The 21,826-nt window shown below is 61.2% G+C and carries 15 protein-coding genes; 4 read left to right on the top strand and 11 right to left on the bottom strand.

Annotated elements, in window-relative coordinates; all coding sequences use genetic code 11:
• Positions 1-57: 57 nt before the first annotated feature.
• The 3 genes from hutU to hutC all read right to left on the bottom strand — a co-directional run bounded on the left by hutU (position 58) and on the right by hutC (position 3,413).
• Positions 58-1,761 (bottom strand): urocanate hydratase, encoded by a 1,704-nt coding sequence (hutU, locus tag BBG20_RS02200; protein WP_065899838.1) that lies wholly within the window; start codon positions 1,759-1,761, stop codon positions 58-60.
• A 384-nt stretch (positions 1,762-2,145) separates the two neighbouring features.
• The gene (locus tag BBG20_RS02195; protein WP_065899836.1) at positions 2,146-2,706 is read right to left on the bottom strand and encodes a HutD/Ves family protein; all 561 of its coding nucleotides are present in this window, start codon (positions 2,704-2,706) and stop codon (positions 2,146-2,148) included.
• Entirely contained in the window at positions 2,703-3,413 is a 711-nt protein-coding gene (gene hutC, locus BBG20_RS02190) for a histidine utilization repressor (RefSeq protein ID WP_017738808.1), read from the bottom strand. The genes BBG20_RS02195 and hutC overlap by 4 nt, the downstream gene beginning before the upstream one ends.
• Before the next feature lie 147 nt (positions 3,414-3,560).
• On the opposite strand from hutC, the gene BBG20_RS02185 reads away from it, so the two are divergent.
• The gene (locus BBG20_RS02185) at positions 3,561-4,925 is read left to right on the top strand and encodes a formimidoylglutamate deiminase (protein WP_065899924.1); all 1,365 of its coding nucleotides are present in this window, start codon (positions 3,561-3,563) and stop codon (positions 4,923-4,925) included.
• Between the two features lie 66 nt (positions 4,926-4,991).
• On the opposite strand, the gene BBG20_RS02180 is transcribed toward BBG20_RS02185, so the two are convergent.
• The 6 genes from BBG20_RS02180 to BBG20_RS02155 form a co-directional block, all read right to left on the bottom strand.
• Positions 4,992-5,561: a lipocalin family protein gene (locus BBG20_RS02180; RefSeq protein WP_065899835.1), complete on the bottom strand. Its 570-nt coding sequence runs from the start codon at positions 5,559-5,561 to the stop codon at positions 4,992-4,994.
• Between the two features lie 30 nt (positions 5,562-5,591).
• Positions 5,592-5,846 (bottom strand): hypothetical protein, encoded by a 255-nt coding sequence (locus tag BBG20_RS02175; protein WP_017849914.1) that lies wholly within the window; start codon positions 5,844-5,846, stop codon positions 5,592-5,594.
• 176 nt (positions 5,847-6,022) lie between these two features.
• On the bottom strand, positions 6,023-7,033 hold the full coding sequence (locus BBG20_RS02170; RefSeq protein WP_065899834.1) for a class 1 fructose-bisphosphatase: 1,011 nt from the start codon (positions 7,031-7,033) through the stop codon (positions 6,023-6,025).
• A gap of 110 nt (positions 7,034-7,143) precedes the next feature.
• Positions 7,144-8,496: a DUF3999 domain-containing protein gene (locus BBG20_RS02165; RefSeq protein ID WP_065899923.1), complete on the bottom strand. Its 1,353-nt coding sequence runs from the start codon at positions 8,494-8,496 to the stop codon at positions 7,144-7,146.
• Positions 8,496-12,020: a DUF2339 domain-containing protein gene (locus BBG20_RS02160; protein ID WP_065899832.1), complete on the bottom strand. Its 3,525-nt coding sequence runs from the start codon at positions 12,018-12,020 to the stop codon at positions 8,496-8,498. Before BBG20_RS02160 ends, BBG20_RS02165 begins: the two co-directional genes overlap by 1 nt.
• Before the next feature lie 200 nt (positions 12,021-12,220).
• Positions 12,221-14,671 (bottom strand): glycogen/starch/alpha-glucan phosphorylase, encoded by a 2,451-nt coding sequence (locus BBG20_RS02155; protein WP_065899830.1) that lies wholly within the window; start codon positions 14,669-14,671, stop codon positions 12,221-12,223.
• A 237-nt stretch (positions 14,672-14,908) separates the two neighbouring features.
• On the opposite strand from BBG20_RS02155, the gene BBG20_RS02150 reads away from it, so the two are divergent.
• Complete coding sequence (locus BBG20_RS02150; protein WP_017529542.1) at positions 14,909-15,343, top strand: YkgJ family cysteine cluster protein; 435 nt, start codon at positions 14,909-14,911, stop codon at positions 15,341-15,343.
• A gap of 326 nt (positions 15,344-15,669) precedes the next feature.
• Here BBG20_RS02150 and typA read toward each other — a convergent pair whose 3' ends face one another.
• The gene (typA, locus tag BBG20_RS02145) at positions 15,670-17,490 is read right to left on the bottom strand and encodes a translational GTPase TypA (protein ID WP_058423717.1); all 1,821 of its coding nucleotides are present in this window, start codon (positions 17,488-17,490) and stop codon (positions 15,670-15,672) included.
• A 139-nt stretch (positions 17,491-17,629) separates the two neighbouring features.
• On the bottom strand, positions 17,630-19,084 hold the full coding sequence (gene thiI, locus BBG20_RS02140; protein WP_065899825.1) for a tRNA uracil 4-sulfurtransferase ThiI: 1,455 nt from the start codon (positions 19,082-19,084) through the stop codon (positions 17,630-17,632).
• 334 nt (positions 19,085-19,418) lie between these two features.
• Here thiI and glnA point away from each other — a divergent pair, with 334 nt between their 5' ends.
• Together glnA and BBG20_RS02130 are read left to right on the top strand one after the other, a co-directional pair.
• Entirely contained in the window at positions 19,419-20,825 is a 1,407-nt protein-coding gene (gene glnA / locus BBG20_RS02135) for a type I glutamate--ammonia ligase (RefSeq protein WP_065899824.1), read from the top strand.
• Between the two features lie 179 nt (positions 20,826-21,004).
• Entirely contained in the window at positions 21,005-21,541 is a 537-nt protein-coding gene (locus tag BBG20_RS02130) for a chorismate mutase (protein WP_065899821.1), read from the top strand.
• The last annotated feature ends 285 nt before the right edge of the window (positions 21,542-21,826 follow it).

Raw genomic sequence — 21,826 nt, 5'->3', positions numbered from 1 at the left:
GGTTCTACTGATAGACCGAGTCGCCCGCATCGCAGGCAAGCCAGCTCCCACATTGAGTTACTTGATCATCGGGAGGTTGAGCCCCTGCTCCTTGGCGCAGTCGATCGCGATCTGGTAGCCGGCATCCGCGTGACGCATCACACCAGTGGCAGGGTCGTTGTGCAGCACGCGCGCGATGCGCTCGGCCGCTTCGTCGGTACCGTCGCAGACGATCACCATGCCGGAGTGCTGCGAGAAGCCCATGCCCACGCCGCCGCCGTGGTGCAACGAGACCCAGGTCGCGCCGCTCGCGGTGTTGAGCAGGGCGTTGAGCAGCGGCCAGTCGGACACGGCGTCGGAACCGTCCTGCATGGCTTCGGTTTCGCGGTTCGGGCTTGCGACCGAGCCGGAGTCGAGATGGTCGCGGCCGATCACGATAGGTGCCGACAGCTCACCGCTGCGTACCATTTCGTTGAACGCCAGGCCGAGCTTGGCGCGCTGGCCCAGGCCAACCCAGCAGATACGCGCCGGCAGGCCCTGGAAGCTGATGCGCTCGCGCGCCATGTCCAGCCAGTTGTGCAGGTGCGCGTCGTCCGGGATCAGCTCTTTGACTTTGGCGTCGGTCTTGTAGATGTCTTGCGGGTCGCCGGACAGTGCTGCCCAACGGAACGGACCGATGCCACGGCAGAACAGCGGGCGGATGTACGCCGGTACGAAGCCTGGGAAGTCGAACGCGTTCTCGACGCCTTCTTCCTGGGCCATCTGGCGGATGTTGTTGCCGTAGTCGAAGGTCGGGATGCCTTGCTTCTGGAATTCCAGCATCGCCTTGACGTGCACGGCCATCGACTGTTTGGCGGCCTTGATCACGGCGGCTGGCTCAGTCTTGGCGCGGGCGCGGTATTCGTCCCAGCTCCAGCCGGCCGGCAGGTAGCCATTGAGCGGGTCGTGGGCGCTGGTCTGGTCGGTGACCATGTCCGGGCGTACGCCGCGCTTGACCAGTTCCGGCAGGATTTCCGCCGCGTTACCCAACAGGGCAATGGAGATGGCCTTGCCTTCCTTGGTGTACTTGGCGATACGCGCCAGGGCGTCGTCGAGGTCGGTGGCTTGTTCGTCGACATAACGGCTGTTCAGGCGGAAGTCGATGCTGACCTGCTGGCACTCGATGTTCAGCGAGCATGCACCCGCCAGGGTCGCGGCCAACGGCTGGGCGCCGCCCATGCCACCGAGGCCGGCGGTGAGGACCCAGCGGCCCTTGAGGTTGGAATCGTAGTGCTGGCGGCCGGCTTCAACGAAGGTTTCGTAGGTGCCCTGCACGATGCCTTGGCTACCGATGTAGATCCAGCTGCCGGCGGTCATCTGGCCGTACATGGCCAGGCCCTTGGCATCCAGTTCGTTGAAGTGTTCCCAGCTGGCCCAGTGCGGCACCAGGTTGGAGTTGGCGATCAGCACGCGCGGAGCGTTGCTGTGGGTCTTGAACACGCCGACCGGCTTGCCGGATTGCACCAGCAGGGTTTCGTCGTCGTTCAGGTGAGTGAGGCTCTCGACGATCTGGTCGTAGCACTCCCAATTGCGCGCCGCACGGCCAATACCGCCGTACACCACCAGCTCCTTCGGGTTCTCGGCCACTTGCGGGTCGAGGTTGTTCATCAACATGCGCAGCGGCGCTTCAGTCAGCCAGCTTTTGGCGGTGAGCTTGTTACCGCGGGCCGCGCGGATTTCGACGTCACGGTATTTTGTAGGCCTGGCTTTAGAAAAATCGGTCACGGCTGGACTCCTCGGCATGATGCGCGAACATGGATGGTGCGAAGGAGAGTCTTACGCACACATCTTTACTTGTACATACAAGCATATGCAATCAAGCGGCCAACTTTTTGCGCGAGTCGTTTGGATTTTTTTCCAAAGCGTGTGCGAGCCTTGGAAAATAAGGCTTCGAGGCTTGATGAAATTTCTTACAAAGGAGTTTTGCTACGGGAGGGGTTCGTCACCAACGCGTGGTTTTGCGCCACGCTGGGGCATTCGGTAACAAATTGGTGCGCAGGCTGGAAACAGTTTTTTGCTCACCACAAAACAACTGTGGGAGCAGGCTTGCCCGCGATAGCAGTGTGTCGATCAGCACACCCCATGCTGATACACCGCTATCGCAGGCAAGCCTGCTCCCACCGTTTTTTAATCGTGTTGAGTCAGCTCGATGATGCAACTGCGGCCGCTGACCGAGATATCCAGCAGGCCAGTGTTACCGTCCACTTGCAGGCAGTCGTGATGGCCAAGCACGTGGTCCAGCACCTTCACTTCATCCGCCACGCTGAACACCAGCACCGTGTGCGCCGTGCTGAAAAAGCGCTGCACGCCGTCAATCCACTGCAAACGTGCGTGGTAGCGCTGGGGCGAGTAGATCAGGTTGAAATCGCGGATCGGCCCCGTGATCAAGCGGCACGACACTTGGCTGTCGCCCTTGAACGCAAAGGGTTGCAGCGGCAACAGGCCCAGCTGTTCCTCGCCATCCACGGTAAGCACCATGCCGGCGCCCTTGATCACGGTGATCACGCGCTGATAGCCGGCGAAGGTGGAAAACCCACCCGACTCGGCGATATCGGCAATCGACAGGCGCCAGCCAAAGCCATCCAGGCCGGTACCGGCGTCACGGGTGATTTCTTCGGTGCTGCCACCGCCGTTTTTCCACGGCATGCGCACGTAATCGGCGGCGCGCCAGACTTTCACTGCACTCATTTACTGAAACGTCCTTCCAGGCTATGACGGGAACCGGGGTGGATCAAACGCGCAGCGGTCACCGGCTGGCGACCCGACCAGGTGCGTCGGCGAATCAACAGGCAGGGCTCGCTCGGCTCGATCTGCAGCAACTTGCACTCGGCGGCGTCGGCGAGAATCGCCTCGACCACGTGCTCGCCTTCGGTCAGCGGTGCGACCTGGTTCAGATAGGCGTAGGGGGTTTGCTGGGTGAAGTCCTGCTGCAGGTACTCCGGCGCGACCAGGGCGTTGACGAAACGGTCTTCGATTTGCACCGGAATGTCGTTTTCGAAGTGCACGATCAGCGAATGGAACACCCGTCCGCCTTCGCGCATTTCCAGCGCTACGGCGCGTTCGGAGCCGGCCGCTTCTTCACCAAGGTGAATGACCTGGCAAGTATGCCGATGCCCACGGGAGGCGATTTCATCGGCGATGTTGTGCACCTCGAACAGCGCCGACTGGCTCTTGGGTTCGGCGACGAACGTGCCGACACCTTGCATGCGCACCAACAAACCTTCGGCGGTGAGCTCGCGCAGGGCGCGGTTGATGGTCATGCGGCTGAAGCCCAGCTGGCTGACCAGCTCGCTCTCCGACGGCACGCGGTAATGGGGCGGCCAGTTGCCGTTGAGGATCTGCTGGCTGATCATCTGTTTGACGCGGGCGTACAAGGGCGCCGGACTTTCGTCCATGTGGGCAGCCAGTGAAGACTTGGCGGGCGGAGTCGGCACAGGGAATCCTTGCAAGAGGAAAAGATGCATAGATTGCCGGAGTTTACCGAGCAGGCAAACGTCTGTATATGTATATACAAATAAACACACGACCGGGGTGACATGATCATGTCCGCTTTCTTTGCCGAACGCGCACTGCTGCCTAATGGATGGGCCAACGATGTACGCTTTGAAGTCAGCGCCGATGGCCTGCTGACCCACGTTGAGCCCAACGCCAGTGCAGACGGCGCCGAACGGCTCAGGGGCCCGGTATTGGCGGGCATGCCGAACCTGCACTCCCACGCGTTCCAGCGCGCCATGGCGGGGCTGGCGGAAGTCGCCGGCAACCCGAATGACAGCTTCTGGACCTGGCGCGACCTGATGTACCGCATGGTTGGCAAGATCAATCCGGAGCAATTGCAGGTCATCGCCCGACAGCTGTACATCGAGATGCTCAAGGCCGGCTACACCTCGGTGGCTGAGTTCCACTACGTGCACCATGACGTCAGTGGCCAGCCCTATGCTGACCGCACGGAGCTGTCGCGGCAGATCAGCCAGGCGGCCGCCAGCAGCGGCATCGGGCTGACATTGGTGCCGGTGCTCTACACCCACTCGGGATTTGGCGGCCAGGCACCCAATGACGGCCAGCGCCGGTTTATCAACAGCACGGAAAACTACCTGGACCTGCAAGCGCGCCTGAAACCGATCCTCGCCGCGCAACCGGCGCAGCAGCTGGGGTTGTGCTTTCACTCCCTGCGCGCGGTGACCCCGCAACAAATCAATGACGTGCTGGCCGCCAGCGACAAAGCTTGCCCGGTGCATATCCACATTGCCGAGCAGCAAAAGGAGGTCGACGACTGCCTGGCCTGGAGCGGCAAACGCCCGCTGCAATGGCTGTATGACAATGTCGAGGTGGATGAACGCTGGTGCCTGGTGCACGCCACTCACGCGGATACCGACGAAGTCGCCCGCATGGCCAAGAGCCGCGCGATTGCCGGTTTGTGCCTGACCACCGAAGCCAACCTGGGCGACGGGATCTTCCCGGCCGTGGACTTTCTGGCACAGGGCGGCCGCATTGGGATCGGCTCCGACAGCCACGTCTCACTGAGCGTGGTCGAAGAATTGCGCTGGCTGGAATACGGCCAGCGCCTGCGCGACCAGCGGCGCAATCGCTTGTATCGCAGCGATCAGCCGATGGTCGGCCGCACACTGTTCGATGCCGCGCTGGACGGTGGCGCACAGGCGCTGGGGCAGCCGATTGGTCGACTGGAAGTGGGTAAGCGTGCGGATTGGATTGTGCTGGACGGCAATGATCCGTACCTGGCCACGGCGAGTGAAGACGGGATCCTGAATCGCTGGCTGTTCGCCGGTGGTGATCGGCAAGTACGCGATGTGCTGGTCAACGGTAAGTGGGTAGTACGGGATGGGCGCCATGCTGGCGAGGAAGAAAGCAGCCGGGCATTCACGCAAGTCTTGAAGGATTTGCTCGGCTGACGGACGACACAAAAAAATAGGGGAGCTGGCAAGCCAGCTCCCCTATTGGATTGAGGGTTCCCTCAGTTACTCCGAGGTCTTGGCCATCTGCTTGTCCGACGTACGCCAGATCAACCGTGTGGTGTCATACCCCTGTTGCCGCGCCCTGCTGAGCAGGTCTTCGCGGGTGTCGGCATTCACCGTCGGCGTGCGCGACAGGATCCACATGTAGCGCCGGCTCGGGCTGCCTACGATGGCGGTCTTGTAGTCATCGCTGACGTACAGTACCCAGTAGTCGCCCTTGGCGACGCCGGGCAGCAGCGCGGTAAACCAGTTATTGAATTCAACCCAGAGCTTGTCGGTCTTGCCCGGCACTTGCGGCGTGGCCGTGCCTTTGGCTTCTTCCCACTTCCACTCGCTGGTCAGGCAGCGGTTGAACACCGACATATCGCCATCGGGCAGCAGTGTGTAGCGGGCTTCGGACTGCGCGCAGTTGCGCTGGAAGTACATCGGCAATCGGGCCAACTCATACCAGGTGCCCTGGTAACGCTTGAGATTGACGTTGCTCGCGGTCTTGGGTTGCAGATCATCGCCAGAATGACTGGCGCAGCCCGCCAAAAACAGGCTGGCACAAAGGCACAAAACAAAACGCATCATTCTTCTTCTCCCGCAGGCTCTCGCCCCGGTTTACTTCAGGCCTTGCCCGGAAAACATCAGAACTTTGTCACCGGCATATTGAACGCTGATAAAGCTGTTTTTATCGCCCCACGTGCAGCTGGACATGCCCAGTGCGCCAGAACAATCGGTCGGCTTACCCAGCAGCGACTCCACCTCGGCCTTGGCCATGCCAGCCGACAACTTTGCGTAATTTTCCTGGTTGACCTTGCTGCAAGCGGCCAACAGCACGCAAAAAGCCAGCAAAGCGAGACGGCGTAACGACATGGAAAAACTCCTGGAGGGACGAAGCAGCTTGGGTATCTGCCAGAAGCTTAGAAGGGAAAAGAGGTGTCTGGTTCCCGACGAACGAAAACAAAAAAGCCCCGAAAACGCTGAAACGTTTCGGGGCTTCTTTAACGGTGAACCAGCTCACAACACGGCCGATAATTTATCGCCGTGGGTTATGCCTTGTGATAGGCCGTCACACGCTCAACTTCTTCCTTGGAACCCAGGAACACCGCCACACGCTGGTGCAGGCCTTCAGGCTGGATGTCGAGGATGCGCTGGTGGCCGTCGGTGGACGCACCGCCCGCCTGCTCTACCAGGAACGACATCGGGTTGGCTTCGTACATCAGGCGCAGCTTGCCTGGCTTGGATGGCTCGCGGCTGTCGCGTGGGTACATGAACAGGCCACCACGGGTCAGGATGCGGTGTACGTCAGCGACCATCGCAGCCACCCAGCGCATGTTGAAGTTCTTCTTCAACGGGCCTTCCTCGCCTTCCATCAGCTCGTTGACGTAGCGCTGTACCGGGGCTTCCCAGTGACGCTGGTTGGACATGTTGATCGCGAATTCCTGGGTCGAGGCAGGGATCGAGATGTCTTCGTGGGTCAGTACGAAGCTGCCCATTTCACGGTCCAGGGTAAAGCCCTTGACGCCGTCGCCCAGGGTCAGCACCAGCATGGTCTGCGGGCCGTAGATCGCGTAGCCGGCAGCGACCTGCTCGGTGCCTGGCTGCAGGAAGGCCTTTTCGTTCAAGGCTTCGTTCTGGCTCAGGTATTCGTTCGGGCAACGCAGTACCGAGAAGATGGTGCCGACCGGGGCATTGATGTCGATGTTCGACGAACCGTCCAGCGGGTCGAATACCAACAGGTAGGCGCCTTTCGGGTATTTGCCCGGAATCTGGTAGGCATTGTCCATTTCTTCGGACGCCATGCCGGCCAGGTGACCGCCCCATTCGTTGGCTTCGAGCAGGATCTCGTTGGAGAGTACGTCGAGCTTCTTCTGTACTTCGCCCTGCACGTTTTCAGTGCCCATGCTGCCCAGGACACCACCCAGTGCGCCTTTGGAGACGGCGTGGCTGATTTCCTTGCAAGCACGCGCCACCACTTCGATAAGGAAGCGCAGATCGGCAGGCGTGTTGTTGCTGCGGGTCTGCTCAATCAAATAGCGACTCAAGGTAACGCGGGACATGGAAGGCTCCGGAGAATGGGGGGGGCTAAAAACCCGCGCAGTTTAACGCGAGTCGGGGCGTATTTCCTCCTATCAGAGGATTTAAACCCAATAGAGTTCATGGACTTTATTTAACGTGCCACCGGCGGCTTGCGCAGCAAACTGTAGGCCATGCCTCCCAGCGCCGCCACACCCAGCAGGAGTACGGCCCACAGGCCGAGCTTCTTCCAGTCGGTGCCGGCCTCGGTCGGCGCCACCACGGCCGGCGATTTGACCACCACCTCCGTCGACAACGTAGCCTGGCCCAGCGCCTTGACGCGCGCGGCGCTGTAATCGGGAATCAGCGTCGACAGCGGCAGGTTCGCCGCCTTCACCGAGGCATTGCCCAACGCCAGCGTGAACGGCGGCTCACCCCGCGCCAGGAACACCAACTGCGTGGCGCGCACGGCAAAACGCAGGGCCGGTGCTTCAACGCCCAGGCCACCGCCGCGCTCGTCCACCTGCAATTTCAGCTGGTTGACCACCTGGCCAGGCAAACGCAGCTCATCCTGCACCACGTCCTGGCCGTTCTGGGTCAGGCGGTACAGCAAGCCATTGCTCAACGGTTGCCAGGCCTGCTGGCTGTCCCGCCGCCCTGCCAAGGTCACCGGCGCCAAGGTGTTGGGCTGCTTCAATTCAACCCGCAAGCGCTCGACATTCAGCCCCACCGGCAACTGCCAACTGTACTCCCCCGCCTTGAGCCGCGACCCCGCCAACGGCTGCGACCACACCAACGGCAGCGGCAGACTGCTGCTCGATGCACTCACCAGCTTGGCCGAGGTCAGGCGCGGCGCCGCCTGGCCTTGCCACATCAGGCGCAGGTAGCGTGCGGACTGCCCTGGCAAGCTGACGTCATGCTGCTCGACTCGCTCATCGGCAAACGACAAGCGTGCCACCTGCCCATCGCCCCAGGATTCCCAGTGCTGCAAGTCATCGCTGGCTTCGATGCTGAAGCGCTGGAAGCCCTCGTGGTCGCGGCTCCAGTCGAGGCTCAACTGCTGCAATGGCGCCTTGATCGCGCTGGCATCCAGCACCCAGCCGCGCAATACCTGCTTGCCGGGCTTCGCGCCGCTCGAGGGTTTGATTTCCACCAGCGTGCCCGCCGTAGTGGCTTTCATCGTCACGCCAGGCGAAGCGTCACGGGTATCGGAGGCGTACAGCGGGAACCACTTCACGTCAGTGATGTTGCGGCTTTCGGTGCGCTCGGAGGTCTGGCGCGACAGCGCATAGGCTTGCGGCTCGCCGGCGGCGTTGAACACGCGCACATCGCTCAGGTCAGCCTGGCGCGCGGCCAACTGCACGGCGAGGGGCAACTCCAGGCGATACCAAGGGCCGTTGCCACTCACCGCCAGCGGTACCTGGGTGGTGAAATCGGCCGGGGTTTCCTGCGCCCACACGGCCAACGTCGTACACAAGCCCACCGCAATCATGCTCAACTTACCGATCAAGAGGCTGCTCCTTCAGTTTCCAATACAGGTTCGGCACGCTTGGGCGGCAGCGGCGCAAAGTAGCCCACCACCAGCAACAGCCCGCCCACGCCGATGAACGACACGATCCGCGCCAGACCGCCGCGGTTGCTCAGTTCGACAAAGAACAGTTTGGCGACCACTACCGCAATCAACACCGCCCCGATCAACCACACTTCACGACGATGGCGCAGGTGGCCACCGATCATCAAGCCGAGGGCGATGAGGGTCCAGACGATCGACAGGCCGGCCTGTACCAGCATCGACGCCAGCAACGCATCCAAATGGAAAGGCACCCCGCCCCAATGGTGGGCCGTGCGCATCACCAACGCGGTGAAGAAGGCAAACAGCGAAACGCCCGCTACACCCTGGGCGATCAACTCGGCACGCGGCCCACGTTGCGGCGCCACGCTGCGCGACCACAGGTACACACCCAGCAGCGCAAACAGCAGGCCCAGGTCCAACGGGTTGAGCAAAGACACATAGGGCAAAGGGTTCGCCGTGCCGTCACTGAAGCTGTTCGCCAGCCAAAACCAGCCGAGCATCAGCACCGCCAGCGGCAAGGCTGCCAGCACACGGTACTCACGCGGGTACGCCGCCACTGGCCATGGCCAGGTGCGCGGCGCGGCGGCCAGCACCAGATACAGGCTGGGCAGCATCGCCCAGCCCAGCCAGCGCCAGGCGTTGTATTCACTCGAGAGCCGCAACAGGCCGTAACGCAGCTCCAGCGCCAGCACGCCGATCAGCATCCAGCAGCCCAGCACATGGGCCACGCTCAGCACCCTGGCCGGCACACTCGCCGCCAGACGCCGCAATGCAATGAAGTGCACCGCGAACACCGCCAGCCAAGCCAGCCAGCCGTAGTGCGCCGCCGGGTGATAGTAGTTGTGCGCCGAGACCAGCAGCACCACGCCCGCCGCCGGCATCAGCAAGGCGCATAGCACACCGAGCGACGCCCAGTGCAGCCGCGCCGCCAGCAGCGCCCAGATCGCCACGCTCAGCGCCGCGATGCCGAGCAAGGCCGGGCCCTGCAGCTCGTCAGGAAGAAACCGCAGCACTTCACCTACCAACGCCAGCGTCCACCAGGCCGCGCCCCACACCAACAGCAGGTCGGACAGACGCTGCAGCTTCAGCACAGCGAACACCGGCGCATGCGGCTCACGTTGCAAACGCCAGGCGCCGACCAGGGCAGCCAGGCCCAGCACCATCGGTGTCCAGAACCCGCTGTGGGCCAGCGGCCGCAAGCCCTCGCTGGTCAACGGCCCCAGCAGTTGCGGCACCGCCAGCAGGAACGCACTACCTCCGATCACCTGCAACAGCAGGCCAAAGACGAAACTGACGCGCTGCTGCAAGTGCAGGCTCAGCCAGATGATCAGCACGCCACTGGCCGCCCACACCGCGCTGGCGCTTTCCCACGGCAACACGAACAGCACCGCGAGGTTGATCAGCACCAAGCCGGCCAGCAGCACCACCGAAAGCCCGCGCAGCAAGCGCACGTCACCGCGCACGCTATCATCGCGGGCCGCCAGCAGCATGCCGCCGATCAAGGCCAGGCCGATCAGCGAGGCGGTCAGCAAACCGCTCCAGCCCGCATTGAAGACCGCCGCGCCGTCACCGCCTTGCAAGCGCAGCAGGAACACAGCACCGCCGAGCAACTGCACCGCGAATGCCGTGAACAGAAAGGTGCGCGAGCCGATGCGCAGGCCGACGAACAGCGTCACCAGACCGGCGATTGCCCAACTGATCGCGGTGCCTTGGGTCAGCAAAAAGAACGGTGCAAGCAGGTACAAAAAGCCCAGGCCCAGGCTCGCCAACACGGGCAGGCCTTTGCGCTCCCACGCTGCAGACTGCTGCGCCGAGGCCTTGCGCAATTGGTCGAAGCTGAACAGCAACGCCGCGCCGAGCAGCAGCGCCCCCAGCGGGGCGCCGTCGAGCAAGGTGTGCTCGCCGATGCGCAGCTCACTGAGGAATGCCAACGCCGAACCCACTTGCAGCAACAAGCCGAAGGCACGCGCCAAGGGCCGCTCCTGACGCAAGCCAAGCCAGAAGATCCCGGCGCCTTCGACCGCCCAGGCGGCGGCGGTCCAGCGCGCGTCGAGACCCAACGGAATGGCCAGGCTGGCAAAGATCACCCCCAGCGCCAGGCAGGTTTCCGCCAGCAGCAACGCGCGCCCGCCACCCAACAGGCGAGCCAGGCCCATGTAGATGATCCCCAGGCCCAACGCGCTGAACGCAGCGGCAAACTCCAGGTGCTGCACCAGTGCGAACTGCAGGCCGAACCCCACCAGCGGCGGGCCAAACAGCATACTGCCGTCGACATAGTGCCCCTTGGCCAGCGACCAACGCAGCAGCGCAGCCCGGCTGTCATCGTCGGGCGCGTCACGCATTTCCAGCAATGTGCGCCGGGCGAACAACAGGCCGATGGCCAGGTACATCAGGAAAAACAGGATCAGGAACGGCTCGGTGCTCCACAGCAATTCGGGCGTGTAGGAGCGCATGCCCCAGGCGAAGCCAATGCCAAAGGTGCCGGCAAAACCGATCAGGTTGAGCAGGCGCCAGGCTTTGAACCACGCGATGGCAAGGATGCCGGCGTTGAGCAGGGCGAAATAACTGAACAGCGCCACATGGTTGCCGGCACCGGTTGAGGTGAGGATCGGCGCCGCAAAGCCGCCCAGCGCCGCCGCGCAGGCTAGCCCCAGCGCATCCTGGGTAATCGCCAGGATCGCCGAGAACACCGTGACCGCCACCAACAGCCCCAGCGCCGCGCTCGGGTCGATCAAGGGGTGCAGGCGCATCGCGGCAAACACCGTCAGGTACAGCACCGCAATGCCGGTCCCCTGCAGCATCAGCCCGTAGTTGCTGTTGCGCAGCCGCAGCCACCAACCCAGGCCCAGCAGGCCCAATGCGGCGGCGGCAACGCCGGCGTAACGCAGTTCGATCGGCACGACCATGCCTTCGGTGGCGTAGCGCAGCAGGAACGCCAGGCCGAGAAACAACAGCACTACGCCGACACGCAGCACGGTATTGCCGCCAAACAGCCAATTGCGTGCGCCGCTGATCGCGCGTTCGATCAGGCTGGGGCCGCGGGGGATTTCAGGTTCCTGGGGGCGCGGCGTGGGCGCGGGGGTCCACACGTCATCCGGCAGCGGTTGGCTGGCTTCGACAGCCGCAGCGGCGGGGGCTATTTCTGCTTCTGCCGGCAACTCCCACACAAGCTCAGGAGCCTGGGTGACAGGCGTCGGCTCAGGGATAAGCGGTTCGACACTCACAGGGCTGGCCGGCGTGGGCACTTCCAATTGCCGCAGGCGCTCACCCAGCGCGATCAGCGCTTTCTGCGTGGTTTCCAACTGACGTGCCTGCTGATCCGCCTGGGCCGAGAGCTTCGCCAGGCGAATCGCCTGACCCACGCCCAACCCCAACAGCGCACCGAAACCGGCATCGGTGAACGACTCATCGAGCGTCCAGCCGAGCACCAGGCCAATCAGCATGAAAATCCATTGCATGGTCGATATCCCTAAGCAGCCCGAGGCGGGCGAACTGGCGCCTAGTATATCGACGCAGACCCCATGTGGAAGCACGCTTATGTGGGCGCCGGGCTTGCCCGCGATGCAGACACGTCGGCGTATCAGTCACACCGAGGTGATGCTATCGCAGGCAAGCCAGCGCCCACATAAACCCGCACACATGTTCAGGTCAGCGATGTTTAGTCGAGGGCTTTCCAGATCTCGGTCGCGTACTCCCTGATGGTCCGGTCCGAGCTGAACCAACCCATCCGCGCCGTATTCAGCACTGCCGAACGCCACCATGCCTTGGAGTCGTGCCAATGCGCTTCGACCCGCGCCTGGGCGTCCCAGTAGGAATCAAAGTCGGCACACACCAGGAAGCGGTCGTAGTCGACCAGCCCGTCGATCAGGCCGACATAACGGCCCGGGTCATCCGGCGAGAACACCCCACCGCGAATCGCCTGCAGTACATCGTTGAGCCGATGCGATGCGGCAATCTCCGGCCCGGCGTTGAATTCCCCGGCGTGCTTGCGGGCTTCCACCTGCTGCGCACTGAGGCCGAAGATAAACATGTGCTCGGCGCCCACGCGCTCGTGCATTTCCACGTTGGCGCCGTCCATGGTGCCGATGGTCAGCGCGCCGTTGAGGCCAAATTTCATGTTACTGGTGCCCGAGGCTTCAAAGCCGGCGGTGGAAATCTGCTCCGACAAGTCCGCCGCCGGGATGATGCTTTCCGCCAGGCTGACGTTGTAGTTGGGCAGGAACACCACCTTGAGCAGACCGCGCACGGTCGGGTCATTGTTGACAGTGCGCGCAATGTCGTTGGTCAGCTTGATGATCAACTTGGCCTGGTGATAACTGGCCGCCGCCTTGCCCGCGAAGATCTTCACGCGCGGCACCCAGTCGGTACCAGGTTCGGCACGGATCGCCTGGTACAGCGCCACGGTGTGCAACAGGTTCAGCAGTTGGCGCTTGTACTCGTGGATGCGCTTGACCTGCACATCGAACATCGCCGCCGGGTTGATCGCGATTCCCAACCGCTCATGAATGATGTCGGCCAATGCCCGCTTGCTGTGCAGCCGTTGCTCGGCAAACGCCTTGCGAAAGGTCTGTTTCTCGGCAAAGGGCTCAAGCTCCACCAGGCGCTCTTCGGGCTTGTCGAGAATGTCCGGGCCCAACGCCTCCACCAGCATCGAGGTGAGCTTGGGGTTGGCCTGGTACAGCCAGCGGCGGAAGGTGATGCCGTTGGTTTTGTTGTTGATGCGCTCCGGGTAGAGCTTGTGCAATTCGGAAAACACCGTGCTGCGCATCAACTGGGTGTGCAAACCGGACACGCCGTTGACGCTGTGGGAGCCGAGAAACGCGAGGTTACCCATGCGCACGCGACGGCCGTTGTCTTCTTCGATCAGCGACACCGCGCGCAGCACGTCAAAGTCGTGGATGCCTTTGGCGCGCAGCGAGTCGATGTGCTGGGCGTTGATCAGGTAGATGATCTGCATGTGCCGCGGCAGCATGCGTTCCATCAGGCCGACCGGCCAGGTTTCCAGCGCCTCGGGCAGCAGCGTGTGGTTGGTGTACGACAAGGTTTCGACGGTGACATCCCAGGCGGCTTCCCATGGAATGTCGTGCAGGTCGACCAACTGGCGCATCAACTCGGCGACGGCGATGGACGGGTGGGTGTCGTTGAGCTGGATCGCCGCGTGCTCGCCCAGGCTCAGCACCGAGCCGTGCATGTTCTTGTGGCGGCGCAGCAGGTCCTGCAGCGAGGCCGAGACGAAGAAATATTCCTGGCGCAGGCGCAATTCCTGCCCCGCTTCGGTGCTGTCGGCCGGGTAAAGCACGCGCGAGATGCTTTCGGCGCGGGCCACTTCGGCCACCGCGCCCAGGTGGTCACCGGCGTTGAAGCGCTCCAGGTGCAGGTCTTCCACCGCCCGCGCACGCCACAACCGCAGGGTATTCACACTGGCGCCGCGCCAGCCGACCACCGGGGTGTCGTAGGCAACGGCGCGCACGGTTTCGTTGGGCGACCACACCTGAATCATCTTGCCAGACGCATCCGCCAGGGTTTCGACGCTGCCGCCAAAGCCGATCGGGTAAATCACTTCGGCGCGTTCGAATTCCCACGGGTTGCCGAAATCCAGCCAGCGTTCGGTTTGCTCCTGCTGCCAGCCATCGACAATCGCCTGGCGGAACAGGCCGTGTTCATAGCGGATGCCATAGCCATGGCCGGCAATGCCCAGGGTCGACATGCTCTCCATGAAGCAGGCCGCGAGACGGCCCAGACCGCCGTTGCCGAGCGCCGCGTCGGGCTCCAGCAGGCGGATGCGCTCCAGGTCCACGCCCAGCTCGGACAGGGCTTCGCGCGCAATTTCCAGCACGCCAAGGTTGCTCAGGCTGTCGTAGAGCAAGCGACCGATAAGGAATTCCAGCGAGAGGTAATACACCCGCTTCTGGCCCTTGCGGTAGATCCGCCGCGTGTGGTCCATCCAGTGGTCGACCATCTGGTCGCGGGCGGCCAGGGCAATGGCTTCGAACCAGTCATGGTCGAAGGCGTGATCCGGGTCCTTGCCCACCGCGTAGGTGAGTTTGGTCAAGACGGCATCGCGAAATGCGGCTACCTCTGCTTCTCGTGCAAGTGGTTCCTGAGACATCAAATGCGACCTCGGGCGAGATAGAAGGAGTTGCTAGAGCCTAGACGGTCTGACAGACGGTAGACGCTCTGGTTCGGCAGTTTTTTAACTCATTCACCTTTGCGGGAATTAGATGCAGGGGCCGTGCCTGCTTTCCCCTGGCGCACCGTTGGAGATGAAATCTGCAAAATACTGTTCAAAAAATCACCAATCCCGGTATGATCGCGCGCCCGGATATCGCCCCACCTTGGAACCCTGATGAAGCCTCAACTGATCGCCGCCGCGGAACTCGACCGTCTCGAGACCTGGCAGAAATATTCCGCCCACATGTGCGGTGGCTGCGTGTCCAGCTGCTGCACGCTGCCGGTCGAGGTGAAGATCAAGGACCTGATCCGCATTGGCATCGTCGATGAGTTCGAGCGCGGCGACCCGCCGAAGAACATCGCCAAGCGTTTGCAGAAGGAAGGCATCGTCGAGCGCTTCAATTCCAAGTCGGAAATATTCACCCTGCAGCGCATGAGCAACAACGATTGCCTGTACCTGGATCGTAAGACGCGTTTCTGCACTATTTATGACAAGCGCCCGGACACCTGCCGCAACCACCCCAAGATCGGCCCGCGCCCAGGGTATTGCGCGTACAAGCCGAAGGAAGTGGTGCGCGAAACCAAGTTCAAGACCCTCGACAAGTTCTGATCCAAAACCCACCCCTTTGGCAAGCGGGCCTGCTCTGATGAACGAGCTCGCTGTGATGAACGAGCCTGTTGTGATGGGGGGCTTGTTGTGGCGAGCGGGCTTGCCCCGCGTTGGGCTGCGCAGCAGCCCCTCCAGGAATCGGTGCGTTGTTTCAGGCAAACCGAGGTGTATGGGTTTGGGGCCGCTTCGCAGCCCAACGCGGGGCAAGCCCGCTCACCACAACAAGCCCGCTCGCCACAAAAGCCGCCGGCGCCGCCAATAAGCAGGCATAAAAAAACGCCCCCGGCCTTTCGACCGGGGGCGTTTTTCATTCAGCCTGAGTTAACTCAGTTCTTGGCTTTCTTGGCAGCGCGGGTACGCTCGCCTTCGTCCAGGATCTTCTTACGCAGGCGGATCGACTTCGGTGTCACTTCGCACAGCTCGTCGTCCTGGATGAATTCCAGGGCCTGTTCCAGGGTGAAGCGAACAGGTGGAACCAGGGCGATGGTTTCGTCTTTACCCGAAGCACGCATGTTGTCGAGCTTCTTGCCTTTGGTTGGGTTGACGCCCATGTCGTTGTCACGGCTGTTCAGACCAACGATCTGGCCGTTGTAGATCTCTTGACCGTGTTCAACGAACAGCTTGCCACGCGCCTGCAGGGTTTCCAGGGAGTAGGTCAGTGCCTTGCCGGTTTCAACCGATACCAGAACACCGTTCTGACGGCCGGACATGTCGCCGGACTTCATGGTGTCGTAGCGATCGAAGATCGAGGTCAGGATGCCAGCACCGTTGGTCAGGGTCAGGAACTGGTTACGGAAACCGATCAGACCACGAGCAGGGATGTTGTATTCCAGACGTACACGGCCCTTGCCATCCGGCACCATGTTGGTCAGGTCGCCCTTACGCAGGCCCATCTCTTCCATAACCTTGCCCTGGGATTCTTCAGGGGTGTCGATGGTCACGTTTTCGAACGGTTCCTGCTTCACGCCGTCAACCTGACGGATGATCACTTCAGGACGACCAACGCCCATTTCGAAGCCTTCGCGACGCATGGTTTCGATCAGTACCGAGAGGTGCAGCTCACCACGGCCGGAAACCTTGAACTTGTCAGCCGAGTCGCCTTCTTCAACGCGCAGAGCAACGTTGTACAGCAGCTCTTTGTCCAGACGCTCCTTGATGTTACGGGAGGTCACGAACTTGCCTTCTTTACCGCAGAATGGCGAGTCGTTTACCTGGAAGGTCATGGAAACGGTTGGCTCGTCGACGGTCAGAGGCTTCATCGCCTCGACAGCGTCCGGGTGGCACAGGGTGTCGGAGATGAACAGCGAGTCCATACCGCTGATGCACACGATGTCGCCAGCAGCCGCTTCTTCAACGTCGATGCGGTGCAGACCGTGGTGACCCATCAGCTTCAGGATACGACCGTTGCGCTTCTTGCCGTCGGCGCCGATAGCGACAACCGGGGTGTTCGGCTTGACGCGACCACGAGCGATACGGCCAACGCCGATAACACCCAGGAAGCTGTTGTAGTCCAGTGCGGAGATTTGCATCTGGAACGGACCGTCACGGTCAACAGCCGGCGCAGGTACGTTGTCGACGATAGACTGGTACAGCGGGGTCATGTCTTCAGCCATGTCGGTGTGGTCCAGACCGGCAATACCGTTCAGGGCCGAGGCGTAGACGACTTTGAAGTCCAGCTGTTCTTCGGTAGCACCCAGGTTGTCGAACAGGTCGAAGATCTGGTCCAGAACCCAGTCCGGACGCGCGCCTGGACGGTCAACCTTGTTGATGCACACGATCGGACGCAGGCCGGCTTCGAACGCCTTCTTGGTCACGAAACGGGTTTGCGGCATAGGGCCGTCTTGAGCGTCAACCAGCAGCAGAACGGAGTCAACCATCGACATTACGCGTTCTACTTCGCCGCCGAAGTCGGCGTGGCCCGGGGTATCCACGATGTTGATGTGGTAGCCGTTCCAGTTGATAGCGGTGTTTTTTGCCAGGATGGTAATACCGCGCTCTTTTTCCTGGTCGTTGGAGTCCATCACGCGCTCGTCGTTGAGCTCGTTGCGCTCCAGGGTGCCGGATTGACGCAGGAGTTTGTCTACCAGGGTGGTTTTACCATGGTCAACGTGAGCAATGATGGCGATGTTACGTAGATTTTCGATCACTTGTGTATCTCGATCAGAGGATTCGGTGTGCTGACAGGTCGTGGCAGCGATTAACAGTAGAGTCAGGCCTTGCCGTTACAGCTTGACGGCAGAGTCGGGGGGCCGGTGACGCAGGCCACAGGCAAACAGCCCCGGGCTCTTAGCTCGGTCGATAAACGCGCACATTGGCATACCCCTCACTGAGCAAATGGTGAGCATGCAGGCGACTCATCACGCCTTTGTCGCAATACAGCAGGTACTGACGGCTGTTATCCAGTTCCTTGAAACGCGCGTTCAATGCATAGAACGGCAGCGTTTGTACGTCGATGCCAGCGATCTCCAGCGGCTCATCTTCAGCGGCATCCGGGTGACGGATGTCGACGACGATCTGGCCGGCCAGGGCTTCGCTGACTTCTTCGATCTGCACATCCTGGCCCAGTTCATCGATGACACGATCGATCGGGACCAGCTTGGCGTTCTCGAGCGCACGCTCCAGAATCGCCATGTCGAATTCTTTTTCTTCATGCTCCACGCGGTGACGCTTGGCGTGGGTCTTGGGGTTCACCGAGATGACCCCGCAGTACTCGGGCATGTGCTTGGCAAAGTCAGCGGTGCCGATCTGCTCTGCCAGGTCGATGATGTCCTGCTTGTGGCTGGCGATCAGCGGGCGCAAGACCAGCTTCTCGGTGACGCAATCGATGATCGACAGGTTCGGCAGCGTCTGGCTGGACACCTGGGAGATCGCTTCACCGGTCACCAGCGCGTCGATCTGCAATTGATCGGCGATTCTGGACGCAGCGCGCAACATCATACGCTTCAATACTACGCCCATATGACTGTTATCGACTTTGCCGAGAATTTCGCCCAGCACTTCCTCGAACGGTACGCTCACAAATAGCACGCGCTGGGAGCTGCCGTACTTCTTCCAGATAAAGTGCGCGACTTCCATCACGCCCAATTCGTGTGCACGCCCGCCCAGGTTAAAGAAGCAGAAGTGGCTCATCAGGCCGCGACGCATGATCTGGTAGGCCGCCACCGTGGAATCGAAACCGCCGGACATCAGCACCAGGGTCTGTTCCAGGGCGCCCAGCGGGTAGCCGCCGATGCTGTCGTGCTGGCTGTGGATCACAAACAACCGTTGGTCGCGAATTTCCATGCGCACTTCAATTTGCGGCGCCTTGAGGGAAATTCCGGCGGCGCCGCACTCGCGACGCAGCTTGCTGCCGACGTATTTTTCGACATCCATGGAGCTAAACGGGTGCTTGCCGGCACGCTTGCAGCGCACCGAAAAGATCTTGCCTTCCAGCGCGTTTCCGTAGTGCTGCTTGCACTTTTCGGTGATGTCGTCGAAGTCGCCCAGCGGGTACTCATCGACCTGCAGGAAATGCGCGATGCCCGGCATGCAGCTCAGGCGCTCAGTCATATCCTTCAAGGCTTTGGCGTCGGTTACGCGGGTTTCCAGCTCGAGGTTGTCCCACACGCCGTTCACCACCACAGCCGGGTCCAGATCGCGGAGCACGGCACGGATGTTCTTGGCCAACTGACGGATGAAACGCGTCCGTACCGGTCGGCTCTTGATGGTGATCTCGGGGAAGACTTTAACGATTAATTTCATGGAAACAGCGCGCGCAGGGCCTGCCGAAAAAGGGGGGCGCGGATTATAGCGGAAATCGCTCAAGGTTTAACCAGTTAATATGCATCAGCCGCTTCACGCACCAAAACGGGTCATTTACAGAAATTAACGCTACATTGCAGTGCGTTATTTATTCCGTTTCAGCGGATTGCACCTTTATAGGGGCCATTTTGAAGCAAAAAGGCCATGTTGGCGCACTGGCATGCAATTTGCTCTCTTGTGAGGCAGGTTGCCATGGCGGAGTATCCGCGCCGGCATCACCCACATTCTAAGGGCTAACTCCACTACCCCAGCCCGAAGCCACCCGGAGGACACCATGTCGAAGTCGGTTCAACTCATCAAAGATCATGACGTTAAATGGATTGATCTGCGCTTCACGGACACAAAAGGCACTCAGCACCACGTGACCATGCCGGCTCGCGACGCGCTGGATGATGCTTTCTTCGAAGAAGGCAAAATGTTCGACGGCTCCTCCATCGCCGGCTGGAAAGGCATCGAAGCTTCCGACATGATCCTGATGCCGGACGACAGCACTGCCGTACTGGACCCGTTCACCGAAGAAGCCACCCTGATCCTGGTGTGCGACGTGATCGAGCCTTCGACCATGCAGGGCTACGACCGCGACCCACGTGCGATCGCCAAGCGTGCCGAGGAATACCTGAAGTCCACCGGTATCGGTGACACCGTATTCGTAGGCCCAGAGCCAGAATTCTTCATCTTCGACCAAGTCAAGTTCAAGTCCGACATCTCCGGCTCGATGTTCAAGATCTACTCCGAGCAAGGTTCTTGGATGTCCGACCAGGACGTGGAAGGCGGCAACCATGGCCACCGTCCAGGTATCAAAGGCGGCTACTTCCCAGTTCCACCGTTCGACCACGACCACGAAATCCGTACCTCCATGTGCAACGCCATGGAAGACATGGGCCTGGTCATCGAAGTGCACCACCACGAAGTGGCCACTGCCGGCCAGAACGAAATCGGTGTGAAGTTCAACACCCTGGTTGCCAAGGCTGACGAAGTTCAGACCCTGAAGTACTGCGTACACAACACTGCCGTGGCCTACGGCCGTACCGCTACCTTCATGCCTAAGCCACTGTACGGCGATAACGGTTCGGGTATGCACGTTCACCTGTCCATCGCCAAGGAAGGCAAGAACACCTTCGCTGGCGAAGGTTATGCCGGCCTGTCCGACACCGCCCTGTACTTCATCGGCGGTATCATCAAGCACGGTAAGGCCCTGAACGGCTTCACCAACCCGTCGACCAACTCCTACAAGCGTCTGGTCCCAGGTTTCGAAGCACCAGTGATGCTGGCCTACTCGGCTCGCAACCGTTCTGCCTCGATCCGTATTCCTTACGTGTCCAGCCCTCGCGCTCGCCGTATCGAAGCACGCTTCCCGGATCCAGCAGCCAACCCGTACCTGGCCTTCGCTGCCCTGGTAATGGCCGGCCTGGACGGTATCCAGAACAAGATCCACCCTGGCGACGCCGCCGACAAAAACTTGTACGACCTGCCGCCTGAAGAGGCCAAAGAGATCCCACAAGTGTGCGGCAGCCTGAAAGAAGCCTTGGAAGAGCTGGACAAGGGCCGTGCGTTCCTGACCAAAGGCGGCGTATTCAGCGACGACTTCATCGATGCCTACATCGAGCTGAAAAGCGCAGAAGAAATCAAAGTACGCACCTTCGTACACCCACTGGAATACGAGCTGTACTACAGCTGCTGATCCGGTAGCGCTGCGTAACGCGGCGTGATGAAAAAGACCTCCTTCGGGAGGTCTTTTTTTTGCCTGCACATCATGAAAAATGCAGGCGCGGGCTCGCGCGTGATTGCGCCGCATCCAGTACCTGTTGTATTGACTGACACTGCCATCGCGGGCAAGCCCGCTCCCACAGGAGATCGCCTTTGAAGCTTCGACTTGCCTCTGTCCTATTATTTATCAGCGCCAATGCACTCGCCGCCCCACCGACCCTGGAGCCTTTGCTCAACAGCATCGCCGAACGCCTGGAGATTGCCGATCAGGTCGCGCTGAGCAAGTGGGACAGCAAAAAGCCCGTGGAAGACAAGAAGCGCGAGCAAGAAGTGATCGCCAGCGTCATCGCCCAGGCGCCAACCTACAAGCTGGCGCCCGCCGCGGCCGAGCAGTTTTTCTCGGCGCAGATCGAAGCGAACAAACTGGTGCAATACACCCATCTGTCCGACTGGCAGTTCCAGGGCAAGGCGCCGGACGATCCGCGACCGGACCTGGTCAAGCAGATCCGCCCGAAACTGGATGAACTGCAAAAACGCCTGCTGCAGCAACTCGCCGACTTCACCCCGCAGCGCACCGACGCGCAGTGCCCGCAATGGCTCGCCTCAGCCGTGCACGAGCCACTCAATGATCCGCTGCGCCAACTGGCAATGATCCGCGCCACCGCCGAGCTGTGCATCAACAAAGGCTAAAAGCTGCAACCCCATCAAAACTGTGAGAGCTGGCTTGCCTGCGATAGCGCAGGCAAGCCAGCGCCTCCATGCGCGCAACCTTTCAAGTCATCCCCTCACTTCCTGAACAACCTTCACAAAACCGCACTATATTGGTGCGATAGGCTGCACCCTACCCACCTGTCCAGCCCATTTTGGTTCGATTCTTCCCGATCAAGCTGGCAGAACGCCACAGTTTCGCGCCTAAAACCCCTATTTCAGGGCTTTAACGCTTCTTTTCGGAGCCTTGGTTTGGTTTTTGCATTT

It is taken from the genome of Pseudomonas aylmerensis (genome assembly GCF_001702265.1).
In the GTDB taxonomy this organism is placed as follows: Bacteria; Pseudomonadota; Gammaproteobacteria; order Pseudomonadales; family Pseudomonadaceae; genus Aquipseudomonas; species Aquipseudomonas aylmerensis.
Note: the sequence above shows the minus strand (reverse complement) of the source record. Positions and strands in the feature narration are given on the sequence as shown.

Coding starts and splice junctions, on each gene's coding strand:
- hutU (WP_065899838.1), bottom strand. CDS start 1,761: ATGCCGAGGAGTCCAGCCGTGACCGATTTTTCTAAAGCCAGGCCTACA.
- thiI (WP_065899825.1), bottom strand. CDS start 19,084: ATGAAATTAATCGTTAAAGTCTTCCCCGAGATCACCATCAAGAGCCGA.
- hutC (WP_017738808.1), bottom strand. CDS start 3,413: ATGGACGAAAGTCCGGCGCCCTTGTACGCCCGCGTCAAACAGATGATC.
- BBG20_RS02170 (WP_065899834.1), bottom strand. CDS start 7,033: ATGTCCCGCGTTACCTTGAGTCGCTATTTGATTGAGCAGACCCGCAGC.
- BBG20_RS02180 (WP_065899835.1), bottom strand. CDS start 5,561: ATGATGCGTTTTGTTTTGTGCCTTTGTGCCAGCCTGTTTTTGGCGGGC.
- BBG20_RS02150 (WP_017529542.1), top strand. CDS start 14,909: ATGAAGCCTCAACTGATCGCCGCCGCGGAACTCGACCGTCTCGAGACC.
- glnA (WP_065899824.1), top strand. CDS start 19,419: ATGTCGAAGTCGGTTCAACTCATCAAAGATCATGACGTTAAATGGATT.
- BBG20_RS02155 (WP_065899830.1), bottom strand. CDS start 14,671: ATGTCTCAGGAACCACTTGCACGAGAAGCAGAGGTAGCCGCATTTCGC.
- BBG20_RS02160 (WP_065899832.1), bottom strand. CDS start 12,020: ATGCAATGGATTTTCATGCTGATTGGCCTGGTGCTCGGCTGGACGCTC.
- BBG20_RS02185 (WP_065899924.1), top strand. CDS start 3,561: ATGTCCGCTTTCTTTGCCGAACGCGCACTGCTGCCTAATGGATGGGCC.
- BBG20_RS02175 (WP_017849914.1), bottom strand. CDS start 5,846: ATGTCGTTACGCCGTCTCGCTTTGCTGGCTTTTTGCGTGCTGTTGGCC.
- BBG20_RS02195 (WP_065899836.1), bottom strand. CDS start 2,706: ATGAGTGCAGTGAAAGTCTGGCGCGCCGCCGATTACGTGCGCATGCCG.